At 38.7% G+C, this 13,503-nt stretch carries 13 protein-coding genes and 2 pseudogenes; 14 read left to right on the top strand and 1 reads right to left on the bottom strand.

The annotated features are described in order from the left end of the window. Positions 1 to 284 precede the first annotated feature (284 nt). From mnmH to B9Z54_RS09155, 12 genes and pseudogenes are all read left to right on the top strand, one after another. Positions 285 to 992 (top strand): tRNA 2-selenouridine(34) synthase MnmH, encoded by a 708-nt coding sequence (gene mnmH, locus B9Z54_RS09200; protein WP_345840710.1) that lies wholly within the window; start codon positions 285 to 287, stop codon positions 990 to 992. Between the two features lie 8 nt (positions 993 to 1,000). Then, complete coding sequence (locus B9Z54_RS26455; RefSeq protein WP_345840709.1) at positions 1,001 to 1,318, top strand: hypothetical protein; 318 nt, start codon at positions 1,001 to 1,003, stop codon at positions 1,316 to 1,318. Positions 1,319 to 1,785: 467 nt separating this feature from the next. Continuing rightward, a complete protein-coding gene (locus B9Z54_RS09195) occupies positions 1,786 to 2,886 on the top strand; it encodes a metallophosphoesterase (RefSeq protein WP_113928099.1) in 1,101 nt (366 codons plus the stop codon). A 702-nt stretch (positions 2,887 to 3,588) separates the two neighbouring features. Continuing rightward, positions 3,589 to 5,076, top strand: a complete 1,488-nt coding sequence (locus B9Z54_RS09190; protein ID WP_113928098.1) for an Lsa family ABC-F type ribosomal protection protein — start codon at positions 3,589 to 3,591, stop codon at positions 5,074 to 5,076. Between the two features lie 450 nt (positions 5,077 to 5,526). Then, entirely contained in the window at positions 5,527 to 5,808 is a 282-nt protein-coding gene (locus tag B9Z54_RS24775; protein WP_162785153.1) for a YwqI/YxiC family protein, read from the top strand. Positions 5,809 to 5,819: 11 nt separating this feature from the next. Then, on the top strand, positions 5,820 to 7,655 hold the full coding sequence (locus B9Z54_RS09185) for a ribonuclease YeeF family protein (protein ID WP_162785152.1): 1,836 nt from the start codon (positions 5,820 to 5,822) through the stop codon (positions 7,653 to 7,655). A gap of 7 nt (positions 7,656 to 7,662) precedes the next feature. After that, positions 7,663 to 8,100 (top strand): SMI1/KNR4 family protein, encoded by a 438-nt coding sequence (locus B9Z54_RS09180; protein WP_113928096.1) that lies wholly within the window; start codon positions 7,663 to 7,665, stop codon positions 8,098 to 8,100. 786 nt (positions 8,101 to 8,886) lie between these two features. Beyond that, a pseudogene (locus B9Z54_RS09175) lies at positions 8,887 to 9,572 on the top strand (HNH endonuclease). Continuing rightward, entirely contained in the window at positions 9,559 to 10,026 is a 468-nt protein-coding gene (locus B9Z54_RS09170; protein WP_113928095.1) for a DUF6985 domain-containing protein, read from the top strand. The pseudogene B9Z54_RS09175 and the gene B9Z54_RS09170 overlap by 14 nt, the downstream one beginning before the upstream one ends. 436 nt (positions 10,027 to 10,462) lie before the next feature. Continuing rightward, positions 10,463 to 10,837 carry an immunity 22 family protein gene (locus B9Z54_RS09165; protein WP_113928094.1) on the top strand — a complete coding sequence of 125 codons (375 nt, stop codon included), beginning with the start codon at positions 10,463 to 10,465 and terminating at the stop codon, positions 10,835 to 10,837. A 31-nt stretch (positions 10,838 to 10,868) separates the two neighbouring features. Beyond that, positions 10,869 to 11,037, top strand: a pseudogene (locus tag B9Z54_RS25635) (DUF4274 domain-containing protein); the annotation flags it as partial. A gap of 424 nt (positions 11,038 to 11,461) precedes the next feature. Then, a complete protein-coding gene (locus B9Z54_RS09155; protein WP_240189857.1) occupies positions 11,462 to 11,683 on the top strand; it encodes a hypothetical protein in 222 nt (73 codons plus the stop codon). Between the two features lie 318 nt (positions 11,684 to 12,001). Here B9Z54_RS09155 and B9Z54_RS09150 read toward each other — a convergent pair whose 3' ends face one another. After that, positions 12,002 to 12,361, bottom strand: coding sequence for a hypothetical protein (locus B9Z54_RS09150; protein ID WP_113928093.1), 360 nt, complete (start codon positions 12,359 to 12,361; stop codon positions 12,002 to 12,004). Positions 12,362 to 12,394: 33 nt separating this feature from the next. On the opposite strand from B9Z54_RS09150, the gene B9Z54_RS09145 reads away from it, so the two are divergent. Both B9Z54_RS09145 and B9Z54_RS09140 read left to right on the top strand, forming a co-directional pair. Next, positions 12,395 to 13,018, top strand: a complete 624-nt coding sequence (locus B9Z54_RS09145) for a hypothetical protein (protein WP_113928092.1) — start codon at positions 12,395 to 12,397, stop codon at positions 13,016 to 13,018. A 62-nt stretch (positions 13,019 to 13,080) separates the two neighbouring features. Then, positions 13,081 to 13,464: an immunity 22 family protein gene (locus B9Z54_RS09140; protein ID WP_113928091.1), complete on the top strand. Its 384-nt coding sequence runs from the start codon at positions 13,081 to 13,083 to the stop codon at positions 13,462 to 13,464. The last annotated feature ends 39 nt before the right edge of the window (positions 13,465 to 13,503 follow it).

Here is a 13,503-nt window from a genome sequence, read left to right as displayed (position 1 = left end):
CCGCAGGCAAAGCCGAGGGAGGCTCACCGCACGCCCCGCGGAGTCGTTCGCCTGGAGCGGAAATCCCTTACTTTTGATGCAGCAACCACCTTTGCGAAAAGAGCGTTTTAAAATGGCTGCCTCGATAAAAGTCGATTTTAAAGAAGGCAAAAAGGGAGCAAAGATAGAGGATAATAGTCTTAAGCTTGAAAAATAATCCTCCCGATAATGCCGGTAATACATTCTTGATACAGTTTGGGGATCATTCCCTTAGAATAGAAAGGTAGATTACTTTGTTTAAAGATATGAAGATTGATGAGCTGTTACAAAACGATAAAAAAGACTGGACGTTAGTGGATGTTCGTTCTCCATCTGAATTCGAAGACATGACAATGCCGGGGAGTATCAATATTCCGGTATTTGATGATGAAGAAAGAGCCGAAGTGGGTACGCTTTATAAGCAGGTTAACCCTGAAATTGCGAAGGATAGAGGGCTGGAGATTTTCTCCGCCAAGCTGCCAGGATTTATAAAAAGGTTTAAACAAATAGATGGAGAGATAGTCGTCTTTTGCTGGCGTGGAGGGATGCGTAGTAAAACGGCCGCAACCATGCTTGATTTAATGGGGATAAAAGTGCTGCGTCTTCAAGGGGGAGTACGCACCTACCGCCAGTGGGTTTTGGAAAAAATGGCGGAGCTGCACATTGATGCGGATGCCTACGTTTTGAACGGTGGTACCGGAATAGGGAAAACGACCATACTGAAACGGCTGCAGGAGAAAGGGAAACCCGTCCTTGACCTGGAAGGCCTGGCTGGTCACAGAGGCTCTGTTTTTGGACACATTGGTACGAATCCGAACAACCAGAAAAAGTTCGATTCTTTGCTTTTACAAGAATTCTCCCGTTTGAAATCTTCGCCGTTCATTTTATTTGAAGCGGAAAGCAAGCGGATTGGCAAGGTAACGGTGCCTGATACCCTGCTTAAGAAAAAGAGCAGGGAACTCATATTTTTATAGAAATGCCTATGGAACAAAGAGTGCTTCATATTCTGGAAGAGTATAAAATCGTTGAACATCCTGAGGAACTTCACGCTGCTTTTCAAAAAATTAAAAGCCGTATTCACACCCCAATCGCTGCGGAAATTCAATCCCATTTGGATCAGGGTGAGTATAAGCCGTTCCTGTCATTGCTGCTGGAGTATTATTACGACCCCAAGTATAAGCATGCCGCCATGCAGTATCCAGAAGATCAAAAAATAACGCTCAAAGTGAATACCATTGAAGAAGCCGTAGAAAAGATCATGGGGCTTCTGCCTGTAACAACGGAAAAATATTCAGTGTAAAGATTAAAGTGTGCCTGACAGTGCCTTGAAATATTGAATCATCCAACGATGAAGACATGACAGTTGCTTTCTTTAAAAGGGCCTCTTCCCAACAGTAAGAATAGATTGAAATGCCATACAGAGTGCTGAAGGCCGGGCTTGAGGTCTTCAGCTTTTTATTTGTTTGGGCCAGCTTGGTTTATAAGAATTCAAAACCGTCTCAACATAATACAGGGATGATATAAATTTTGCAGAAATGCTGTCCGGATAAGCTTTCTCATTCCTTGCATCACGCCTAATTCATGTTTCTGTTAATCCCGACTCTTCCAAGTAGTGCTTTCCTGAGGAATGCGATACTATATAAAGTGGAATCTCTATCATACTGGGTGGCTTAATCAAAAAGGAAACCCTTCAGAAAGTATGGCCGAATGCGGTTTCATATTAAACTACATAATTGAAACTACTAAAAAGGAGCATGAAGACTACATATGTTCATTCTTGTTTTTATCATCACACTGCTGCTTTACGGCGGCCTCGTTTACTATATCGGCTGGAGGGGGCTGCGCTGGCTGCGGCCGCAATCATCCAGCAAACGTTTCAAGATCCTTTACAGCCTGGTTATTGTACTTGCAGCAAGCTCGTTTATCGTTGGCCGCATGACAGGACTAACGTTTATCAATATTATCGGAGCATACTGGATGGCATGTTTTTATCTGCTTCTGCTGCTTGTTCCTCTTGCTCACGTCACAGTCATCCTCCTGCGGCTCACCCGGCTGCCGAGGCATGGGACACAGAAGTGGGCAGGATTCATTACCCTGGGGCTGCTGATCTTCTTTATGGCATACGGCAGCTATAACGCATTCAGCCCCGTTGTCCGCGACTATGAAATACAGGTCGATAAAGGAACGTCCACACTCGACGAACTTCATATCGTGATGGCGGCCGACATGCACTTTGGCCTGCTGTCTGGGAAGGATCATGCAGAGCGCTTTGTAAAAGAAACAAATGCACTCAACCCTGATATGATCCTGATACCCGGCGATCTCTTCGACGATGACGTGCAGCCTTTCCTTGACCAGGAGATTGATAAAATTCTTTCGAAACTTCAGGCACCACTTGGAGTCTATGCCTCACTTGGCAATCATGACAGACACGATGGCACTATGAAGGAACTGATAGAATCATTGGAGCGAGGCGGGATAACAGTCCTTTATGACAAGACAGTAGAGGTAGATGAACAATTTACACTGATTGGCCGAAAAGACCGGATCGACGATGAAAGACTGCCATTAGACTCACTAATGAATGACGTCGACCAAACTAAACCAAAAATCTTACTGGATCACCAGCCATATGATCTGGACATCGCCCAGCAGGAAGGCGTTGACCTCATGGTGTCCGGTCATACTCACCGCGGTCAGATTTTCCCCGGCAGCCTGCTGACTGATCGAATCTATGAAAATGATTGGGGACATCTGCAAAAGGAACAGATGCACTCGATCGTAACATCAGGTTTTGGTTTTTGGGGACCGCCTATTCGGCTGGGTACGCGGGCTGAGGTTGCTAGTATTCTCGTTAAGTTTGAATAAGGACAATGGTTCTATGTTTAGGTGCAGAGTGGATTAGGAACTCACCAATTAGTCAAATAGCGAGATGAATTGATAAAAATATAGGAATGAAGAGCTGTCTTTCAGATGGCTCTTTTTCATATAACTATGACTCCTAAAGAAATCGGGTTCATCGATTTTATGCTTCAATTCAGGCCAACAAAGGAAATATTCATCATCCGCACTTGATTAAAGTCTTAAAAACCTGGATAGCGAAGGGTGGACAATTGTGTTATCCTTGAGTTATTATTTTTGTTTATAAAGAAGTCTATAAAACATATTTCAGTAAATGGAAAGGACTGAACTTAAAAAAATGATTCTTTATTCAGTTACCTTATTGAAATTAAATATTTTCAGTTTTTAAGGTAGAGGATTAGCCTGATTATTTTTATAAGTCAGTTTCTCTTTATGTGCCAAATCATATGGTATAGCAGAGGCTTTTGTATATGAAATTTATTTTTAATCCTTCCGAGAATGGAAAGGATTTTTATTTTTTCTAATGATTTCATAAATCTATATTCTAATGAAAAGGGGAGATACTATGTCTTTAGAGTTGGATGTTACACATGTATTACTCCGTATAAGTCGTTATACTCCATCAGACTTGTACGGAGTGAAGTAGGCGAGATGGATATACCGACTTTGTATTAAAAGAAATGCCTAAAATACAAAGGAGGAATTTTTATGTCAATGATACAAGTTCAGAATTTAACTTTCTCTTATCCGAGCAGTTTTGATCCTATTTTTGAAAATGTAAACTTTCAGATCGATACAGATTGGAAGTTGGGATTCATAGGCAGAAATGGACGAGGGAAAACAACCTTTTTTAATTTACTGCTAGGAAAATTTGATTACAGTGGAAAAATTTTATCTACCGTCGATTATAACTATTTCCCTTTTCCGATAAATGATAAAAGTAAGTATACTCATGAAATTCTGGAAGAAATATGTCCGCAGGCAGAAGATTGGGAGTTCCTTCGGGAAATTGCTTATTTGGATGTCGATGCCGAGGCAATGTACCGCCCCTTTGAAACACTTTCAAACGGTGAACAAACAAAAGTACTGCTTGCTGCTCTATTTTTAAACGAAGGGCAATTCCTGTTAATCGATGAACCAACGAACCATTTAGACACTGAAGCACGGAAGGTGGTTTCGAATTACCTGAGAAAGAAGAAGGGATTCATTCTAATTTCTCATGATCGAAACTTTTTAGATGGCTGCGTAGATCATATTTTGTCTATAAACAGAGAAAATATAGAAGTTCAAAGTGGAAATTATTCTTCTTGGAAATTGAACTTTGACCGCCAGCAGGAACATGAAGAAGCAGCAAATGAACGCTTAGAGAAAGATATTGGAAGGCTGAAACAATCTTCAAGACGTTCAGCAGGCTGGTCTAACCAAGTCGAAGCTACTAAAAATGGAACCACGAATTCTGGTTCTAAATTGGACAAAGGTTTTGTAGGTCATAAAGCATCAAAAATGATGAAACGCTCAAAGAACCTGGAGGCCAGACAGCAAAAAGCAATAGAAGAAAAATCGAACCTATTAAAAAATGTTGAAAAAATGGAATCCCTGCAGATCCAACCCTTAAAATATAAATCCAAGGAAACCATTCAAATTACAGATATGTCTGTAACGTATGATGGTCAAATTGTTAACAATCCTGTCAGCTTCACTATTGAGCAAGGAGACAGAATTGTATTGGACGGAAAGAATGGCAGTGGAAAAAGCAGCATTTTAAAATCAATCATAGGATATCCAATTCAGCATACAGGTGTGATGAATAAGGGATCTAATCTCATAGTTTCTTATGTTCAGCAGGATACCTCCCATTTAAAAGGATCCCTGGCTGATTTTATCGAGGAAAATCAGATTGATGAGACTTTATTTAAGTCGATTTTGAGGAAAATGGATTTTGATCGAATCCAGTTTGAAAAAGATATTTCCTTTTATTCAGGTGGACAGAAGAAAAAGCTGCTTATTGCTAAGAGTTTGTGTGATAAGGCTCACCTGTATATTTGGGATGAACCATTAAATTTTATTGATGTTTACTCTCGTGTGCAAATCGAAGAGCTGATCCAAACGTTTGCACCCACAATGATTTTTGTAGAACATGACCATACTTTCCAGAAGACTATTGCAACAAAAAGGGTAGTCGTGAATAGGGCATAGTGTGGATATTAGGGCCTGACGCCTAGTCCGCTAATTTATGCACCTTTATAGACCAATTAAATAGATGTATTTTTGTTTCAATTAGCTGAAAATCCATGACCGGATTTTCAGCTTTTTTATACTTCTGACTCTCTACAAGGGGCACCCATCAAGAGAAGGCAGACAGAACTGTCGATTATTACATCTAAAGAAAGGTGAATAAATGACTATTTTTGTAAACAATAGAGTTCAAAATAGAACGGTGGAGTTAAACGGTGGTACTATATATGTAAATTGGGATTTTATAGGCGGTATTTGAAAGTGCACCTCAGATGATTATAGGATAAAAGAAAAAATGTTGAGAATGTTTGGATTGCGAAAAAGGATTTTACATTTCAAATAGCCACCAATACATTGAGGTAAAAATTATTGAAATCATGAAATTGATTCTTAAGGAAAGGAAAGTGGAAAATGGTCCTTGAAATCAAGATACATTCTAAAGAGACTGACAGTGCCCTGACTACACTTCGTCAGACGGTGGATGCCTGGAATACCTCCTATCCCAGGCAGGTAGGCGGGGAGAATGCTTTGGAGGTCATCAACAAGCTGAATGATTTGAATGAGCAATGCCAGAGCATGCTGGAGAGCTACAAGCAGCTTCTCTTAGAAAATCAAGCTGCAGCACAGCAATCCGTAGAAACCATGGAAGAGACCGACCGATCCCTTTCTTCCATGATCACCTCGGGCCGGTAAGGAGGCACTCTATGAAAATACTGGATGTGGAAGACTTTCATAGTGGATTGAGAGAGATAGAGGCAACCTTGTCCTCGCAGAAAGATCAGGTTGATCAGATTGAAAAAGCTGTCACCGACGTGGTCAATCTGGATGATTCATTAAAGGGGGAAGGAGGAGATGCGATCCGCGATTTTTACCGGGGCAATCATCTTCCCATGCTGGAAAAGTACCAGCTGTTTCTATCAGACTACCAATCAGTCCTAAGGCAGATGAAAGAAGCACTATATTCCCTTGAGCCTTCACCAGCAGGGTTCATCAGACAGAGCTTCCTGGAAAGCGATGTCGAGCAAGGGGTGCATCGTGCCAGTCAATCAACAATTGACCTGACAAGTGAGGCAAATGCCACAGTAAGAAGCGTATCGGACATCATCTCGCTGCCAAGGCTACAGGATGCTTCGTTCTTACAGCAGGCGAGCATCGCCCAGCGCGAAAAAGAACGAAGCATCGAAAAGCTCTTCGAATTCGACCATGTGCAGACAGCTTCCCTCTCATCTTTAGAAAAACAAGTCCACTCCATGACGCAGGAAATTGCACAGCTTCATACTGTTTTTCAAGAAGGAAAGCTTGGTATAATAGAGAAGAATAAAAAAATAAGTCTCGATGAATCATCGTTTCTATCAAAATTATCAGAGTATGCCTCTGTAAAGCTCTCTCAGAAATTCTCCCAGCTTCTCGGTACACTCGAAGGCAGTATTTTTGCGGTTGTCGATATCGTGACCGGACTCGCCGACTCACTCATCGCCCTGTTCACGGATCCCATAGGATTCTTCAAAGGCATCATCAATACCGTCCTGCATCCCATCGACACGGCCAAATACATTTGGAAAGACCTCAAGCAATCCTTTGAAGAGGACGTCGTCAATGGTGATGTCCGAAGCAGAGCCAGGTATTTTTCTTATACAGGAACCTACATCGCCGCATCCATTTTCGGAACCAAGGGCATAGACAAAGTGGGCAAACTGGGCAAAGCCGGCAATTCCAAACCGGACCTTCCCTACAATGTCATAACTACAGCTAAAATAAAGAGTTTCATCCAGAACGGTGTCAAAAGCACCTTCGGAAAAGTGGAAGACACCGTTCATAACCTGCTTTCTTCCCGAAGTGGAAAACGAGCTATGGAGCTGAACAGACTTTCCTCGCACCTCGGAGACCTATTCAGGAAAACCAAAAACGTCCTGAACCCGGACAAAATCAAAGCCGCCTTCGATAAGACCTATCAGAAAGTGGCAGCTGGACCGATTTCCAAGGTTGCTCAGGCTGATGTCTTTTCCAGGATGGGCAGGGTTTTGTTCAATGAGAATGGGCATGTGGTGGTTTCTGGGAAAGGGAAGGTTTCTCAGGGTGAGAGGGTTGATGGTGGAACTGAGGGTAAGAGTGTCCTTAATAAGGATTTAGCAAAAACTTATCTGAGGGATATAGAGGCTAAAACTGGACGAAATATTAATAAGGAACAAATTCATCTTATAAAAGAAGCTTTGAGAAACAAAAAATATGAAAAATTAACACCAATAGAGACAGCTAAGCATAGAAGCAAATTTACATCGAGCTTGAAAGATAAATTAATTGCAGAGTGGGAAGAAAAAACTAAACAAAAGTGGCCAAGATATACAGAAGAAGTACTTGATAAGAATGGAGAGGTTGCTCGGAGTATTGGCCAACCATTCGATGCCCATCATATCATAGAGAACAACTTTGGTGGCCCTCATGAGTGGTGGAATGTTCATCCAGCAAAATATCCTGACGAACACCAAGCAGGAATACATGGAAAGGGAGCTCCATCAGGTAAACTATTTCCAAGGAGGTAAATAGCCCATGGCTGATTTTGAGTTTATTAATAAGCTGGAAAACAAAATTTATAAGGTATCTGAAGATGATATTTTAAAAGCTGAACAAAGAATGGATATCAATTTTCCAAAGGATTTAAAACAGTTATATTTAGAGGTTGGTTATGGTTTTATTAAAGGTCAAAGTTCTAGTGCAATAAATAGAATATTGGGGCCAGGGGCTGTAGCAGATATTAGATTAAGAGAAGGTGTCTTTGAATTTGACCCAGATTTAGATGAACTTTTTGATGAAGAAGATAAACTTATTTTTTTTGAAGTAAACGAAGGTATTTATATTTCTATAGATTTACAATTAGTTAATAATCCAATATATTACTTCGATATTCAAATAGCTGAATCGTTAGATGATTTTTTTAAAAAGTTTCTCAACAATAATGAATATTTTATTGATTTAATTGAGGATTAGGCATATTAGAAGAAGTAAATATTAATTGACCTTGATTGGCTATGAACTGCCTTTCAAGGTTTTTCACTTTATTTGAAGCAACTATAGTTAAATGATAAAAATAAAATTTATTGAAAATAAAGAACTCATGAAGGTTTTACCATCATGGAGTATCTAAGGCTCTCGCAGAAATTCTCCCAGATTCTCGGTACACTGGAAGGAAGTATCTTTGCGATCGTCGATATTGTGACCGGCCTCGCCGACTCACTCATCGCCCTGTTTACAGATCCCATCGGATTCTTCAAAGGCATCATCCATACCGTCCTGCATCCCATAGACACGGCCAAATATATTTGGAAAGACCTCAAGCAATCCTTTGAAGAAGATGTCGTCAACGGAGATGTCCGAAGCAGAGCTCGGTATTTTTCCTATGCGGGCACCTACATCGCCGCATCCATTTTCGGAACCAAGGGCATAGACAAAGTGGGCAAACTAAGCAAAGCCGGCAACTCCAAACCGGATGTTCCCTACAATGTCATGACCACTGCTAAAATTAAGACTTTTATCCAGAACGGAGTCAAAAGCACTTTCGGAAAAGGGGAAGACACCGTTCATAACCTGCTTTCTTCCCGAAGCGGGAAACGAGCAATGGAACTAAACAGACTTTCCTCGCATCTCGGAGACCTATTCAGGAAAACCAAGAACGTGCTTAACCCGGACAAAGTCAAAGCCGCCATTGACAAGACCTATCAGAAAGTGGCAGCTGGACCGATTTCCAAGGTTGCTCAATCGGATCTCTTTTCCAGGATGGGCAAGGTTTTGTTGAATGAGAATGGGCATGTGGTATTTTCCGGGAAGGGTGATAAGACTCCGGTAGTAAAGACTGAGGTAACGAAAAGTAACTCTTCACCTGCATTTAAACAAACTGAATTTGCTAGTTCGTATGAAAGTAGACTTAATCAGACACCATCACATCTCAACACGAAGGTTAGATTTAACGGAATTAGAGGTGAGTCATTCTGTACACTAAAACCTCCACCAGATCCAGATTTAAAAAATTAATTGGATGAAGCTGGTGTTGAAGGTATCCATTATAAGAATGGAGTTCCAGATTTCTCATCAATAGCCAAAGCTCAAGTAGAAATTAGTTATATGCTGGGTGGAAAGAGTATTTATGGAGGAAAAGCAAGAAGAGCAATTTCACACAATCAGATCGAAAATTAGCTGAACAGCTTAATAATTCTCCTGAATTTGCTAAGAAGTTTGAAATGGAACCAGGCAAAATACAGTCCAAAGATATAAAGAAATACCGCGAAGTAAACAATTATACTTGGCATGAATTAAATGACGTTAAAACAATGCAATTAGTTCCAACCAAAATTAATAGCGAATTTGGGCACCTGGGTGGTGTTGGAGAGATAAATTCAGGAGCGTTTGAGCCTGGAGGCTTTGCAAAAAAGCAGAGAGAGGAGAATTTATATGACAATAAATGATACAGTATTTGGAGAAATTGAATACGATTTTGGATGGACAAGAGTTATTATTCTGGATTTCTTTGGAAAGCCAACTGAAATAGATTTAATTATAGATGGTGAAGAGGATGGTCAGTTTGAGGAAGATCAATATTTAGCCTATCAATCATTTATAAAAAATTGGCATAGCTTACAACACGAAATATTAAATTCTATCAAATCTTATTACCTACAGAAGAGAAAGGATTTAGGGTTCGACACAGAATTAAAGAAAGAATATCCTGTAGTTGACTCATCTAAACAAATACTCAATATGGTAAGTTTAGATGCAGTAGTTGTTCCTTATGCAGATATTTTTGAAGACCGACATATAGGAATTACGTTCAACTGTACCTGGGACACAGAAAATGGGCTGGGGATTCGTTTGCTTAATGAAAAAGTAACAGAAGTTGGTTATCAGGATGTGGCAATATAACAGAATTGTGCATTATGAGACTGCATGTAAGGAAAAATTTTTATTTCTCTAAATATTACGAAGTAACTAGTCTCCTTTGCTTAGATAGATTCTTACAATAAAAATAGATATTACCTAGTTCACTAATTTAAGTTATTAGAAACTATCTAAGTGCATGCAGGATTATATACTAAAATCAAATTTATGAAAAACAAGGTGTATTATGGCATTTGATATTTACAAAGAAAAATATTGGTTGTGGTTATAAGCGTTAGAAGTATAAGTATTTATTTGAGGGATTAGAAAAGGGTGGCTTACAGGTAATGTGGGCTCACCCTTTTTTTGTATCAATTTGTAAAAAGCTTCTAATTGGTCAATCAGGGTAGCCCTGAAAGGATTAGAGGGTGGAGTTTCGTCTTTACCACAAGGTCTAAGATTAAAGTAGGAGGGTACTATAATGGAAAAACAAGGATGGGTTTCAATTTGGTTAGGGAATATTAACGATGAGGACTCAATAGGAGAGTATGTTGATTTAACGTATGATGAGGATGGCGAATCTGTCCCATCCCAATTCTTTATCGATTTTAATATTGATATGGATGAAACAGATGAGGATACTATAGAAAAAGCGGTCTATAAGAATATTAGTAGTGATATTTCAGTATTATTAGATGGGTGTTCTTATGAAGAAATTGTCATCCCAAAAATCCAGAAAAGAATAAACCTAAAAAAATCATATAATGCAGTAATTTTATTATATAATTTCGAATATAAAAATGAAATTAGTTCAACAGGTGCTTTTGATTTTATTGCTGCTACGAATTATGAGTAAGAAATCTTTAAGGTATGGAGTATTGTTTTAGATGGTTAACTCAAAGACTACTAATCTGGTAGGGTTGCTTTATAATACTAATAAAGATTATGTAGTAAGCCAGTTAAAGAATTTAGACAACTCTTTATTACTCCATTGCTTTGCTGCAAATTATTATTGGAATAGTGGGTTTTGATATACCAACGGCAATCTTACAAAATTAAGTTATGATGTAGTTTATTTTAAACCCTTGATTGGCAAAGTGCATTTAACGGATTCTTTTTGTGAGGGCTACCTAGTGTCGAATATACCACTTATTAAGTCCAAGGTGGAGATTAGCCTTGAAAGCCCTAATGATTTAACAAGTTATTAAGTGCGTGCAAAAATAGAAAGTGTAAATGCTGAGTAAAAATATGATTGAATTCAACCCCTACTAACATTAAAACGGTCGATCGTGTTACCTATGAGTGGTTTGAAGAGGTAAAATGATTTTAAAAAGTACTTGATTGTCAAAAGACTACAAGTGCTTTTTTGCACTACTATATATACAGTAACACCAAATGAGCATTTTAAAGGTTGCAATGGTGGTTACTGGAAAAATAGCCTGTCGGGTCGACCGAATAGTCTTAGTGAGGAGGTATTTAAATGGCCAGAATGAATGTTCGAATAGAAAAAGATACTAATGAGGTTAAGTACATCTCTATTTTAAGAAAAACTACTAATAAGAGTATATCTGAAGTCAAAGAATTAATTAATAATAATGATTTCATTTTATCGTATAATCTATTAGAAACTGATGAATTGTTAGAAATGAGAAAAATAATAGGTTTATTATTAGAGGCTGGTGCTAATGTTCAGATATATTAAGATAACAGAGAGGTTAGTATTGAATTTTTAGATAATCTCATAGAATCATATTTAGATACAGAAAGATATTTAGAAGAAGTGGATGAGCAAATGTTAAATGAAGATTAAATCGGTTATTTTGATAGATTCCTTAAGCAAGAAAGTGCTTACTTGAAAAACAATATAAAATGATAAAGAAATTGTGCAGTGCTCGAGGAACTAACGTATTAGCTATTTTTTAAGTTACTAGAAAAGCCTTAAAATTGTATACTAAAGGTGCATATTCTCTTAATTACTGTATTAAGGGGACCAATTCAGTAGGCAGTTCTTAATTAAATTTTAAACACTTGATAGTCTTCTTTTAGGCATCAAGTGTTTTATTTTGATTAAGATATCATCAGAAAAAAATGTATTTAGCGAAATCAAAACCCAAACATTTGGAAAGACCTCAAGCAATCCTTTGAAGAAGATGTCGTCAACGGAGATGTCAGAAGCAGAGCCAGGTATTTTTCTTATACAGGAACCTACATCGCCGCATCCATTTTCGGAACCAAGGGCATAGACAAAGTGGGCAAACTGGGCAAAGCCGGCAATTCCAAACCGGACGTTCCCTACAATGTCATAACTACAGCTAAAATAAAGAGTTTCATCCAGAACGGTGTCAAAAGCACCTTCGGAAAAGTGGAAGACACCGTTCATAACCTGCTTTCTTCCCGAAGTGGAAAACGAGCTATGGAGCTGAACAGACTTTCCTCGCACCTCGGAGACCTATTCAGGAAAACCAAAAACGTCCTGAACCCGGACAAAATCAAAGCCGCCTTCGATAAGACCTATCAGAAAGTGGCAGCTGGACCGATTTCCAAGGTTGCTCAGGCTGATGTCTTTTCCAGGATGGGCAGGGTTTTGATTAATGAGAATGGGCATGTGGTTTTTTCTGGGAAGGGGAAGGTTTCGCAGGGTGAGAGGGTTGATGTTGGGAGTAAGGGTACGGAAAAGGATATACAGATTCCTTCAGTTAGAAATAAAGAATTTAATAAGTGGTTTGATAATTTATCAGTTAATAAATTTGAGGAAATGTGGATTGATCCACACTTAAGAAGTAAGATTGAAGATAGGATAAGACGTCCAGGAGGATACCATGAATGGCACCTTGTAGCAAGAACACCCAAATTTAAGCAGTGGGGTGTAAGCATGGATGATATAAAAGAAATGAGGACCCTAACTAAAGATGTTGAATTTGTAAATCCTCCCGGGCGACATGGGAGACGTGGCTCTACTAAAGCACATAATGAAATTCTGAAAATTATTGATTCTGCTCCTGATTATGAAAGTTTTGTTAGAGAGCTAAATGAATGAGCTAGTAAAAGAATGAAAAATGGAGTTCTGGATTTACCAGAAGGTCTAAGGAGGTAAAAACATTGAAAAATGATGTTTCTTTGTGGTTAGGAGACTTCAGCAATTTTGATGAAGTCGAAAAATACACTGAAATTATTTATGATGAAGATGGAGATAGTATTCCTTCTGTATTTGAGAGAGAATTTAAAATAGGTTATTATGACAGGGACTTAATTGAAAAGGATTGGATATCAGATACTGAAGATGATATAAAAGAGCTTCTAGTGGATTTTTCCTATGATGATCAGTTAATAAAGCAGTTTAACAATGTTAAGTTAAACGCTAAATATAATACCATTATTTTAATTTATAATTATAACTATGATAAAGATGGAAGACCAGTATCTTCAGTAAGTGAAAATGGATACAAAATAGATTTTATCGGTACAGCAGAGTATATAGACTAAATTAATACAGTGTAGAGTAGGGCACTTGATTGTCGAAAA

The sequence above is a fragment of the Bacillus sp. P14.5 genome, assembly GCF_003316765.1.
Classification (GTDB): Bacteria; Bacillota; Bacilli; order Bacillales; family Bacillaceae_B; genus Rossellomorea.
Note: the sequence above shows the minus strand (reverse complement) of the source record. Positions and strands in the feature narration are given on the sequence as shown.

What these genes read in the sequence shown, in the direction of transcription:
- mnmH (WP_345840710.1), top strand. Translation starts at nt 285, where the DNA reads ATGAAGATTGATGAGCTGTTACAAAACGATAAAAAAGACTGGACGTTA.
- B9Z54_RS26455 (WP_345840709.1), top strand. Translation starts at nt 1,001, where the DNA reads ATGGAACAAAGAGTGCTTCATATTCTGGAAGAGTATAAAATCGTTGAA.
- B9Z54_RS09195 (WP_113928099.1), top strand. Translation starts at nt 1,786, where the DNA reads ATGTTCATTCTTGTTTTTATCATCACACTGCTGCTTTACGGCGGCCTC.
- B9Z54_RS09190 (WP_113928098.1), top strand. Translation starts at nt 3,589, where the DNA reads ATGTCAATGATACAAGTTCAGAATTTAACTTTCTCTTATCCGAGCAGT.
- B9Z54_RS24775 (WP_162785153.1), top strand. Translation starts at nt 5,527, where the DNA reads ATGGTCCTTGAAATCAAGATACATTCTAAAGAGACTGACAGTGCCCTG.
- B9Z54_RS09185 (WP_162785152.1), top strand. Translation starts at nt 5,820, where the DNA reads ATGAAAATACTGGATGTGGAAGACTTTCATAGTGGATTGAGAGAGATA.
- B9Z54_RS09180 (WP_113928096.1), top strand. Translation starts at nt 7,663, where the DNA reads ATGGCTGATTTTGAGTTTATTAATAAGCTGGAAAACAAAATTTATAAG.
- B9Z54_RS09170 (WP_113928095.1), top strand. Translation starts at nt 9,559, where the DNA reads ATGACAATAAATGATACAGTATTTGGAGAAATTGAATACGATTTTGGA.
- B9Z54_RS09165 (WP_113928094.1), top strand. Translation starts at nt 10,463, where the DNA reads ATGGAAAAACAAGGATGGGTTTCAATTTGGTTAGGGAATATTAACGAT.
- B9Z54_RS09155 (WP_240189857.1), top strand. Translation starts at nt 11,462, where the DNA reads ATGGCCAGAATGAATGTTCGAATAGAAAAAGATACTAATGAGGTTAAG.
- B9Z54_RS09150 (WP_113928093.1), bottom strand. Translation starts at nt 12,361, where the DNA reads ATGAACGGTGTCTTCCACTTTTCCGAAGGTGCTTTTGACACCGTTCTG.
- B9Z54_RS09145 (WP_113928092.1), top strand. Translation starts at nt 12,395, where the DNA reads ATGGAGCTGAACAGACTTTCCTCGCACCTCGGAGACCTATTCAGGAAA.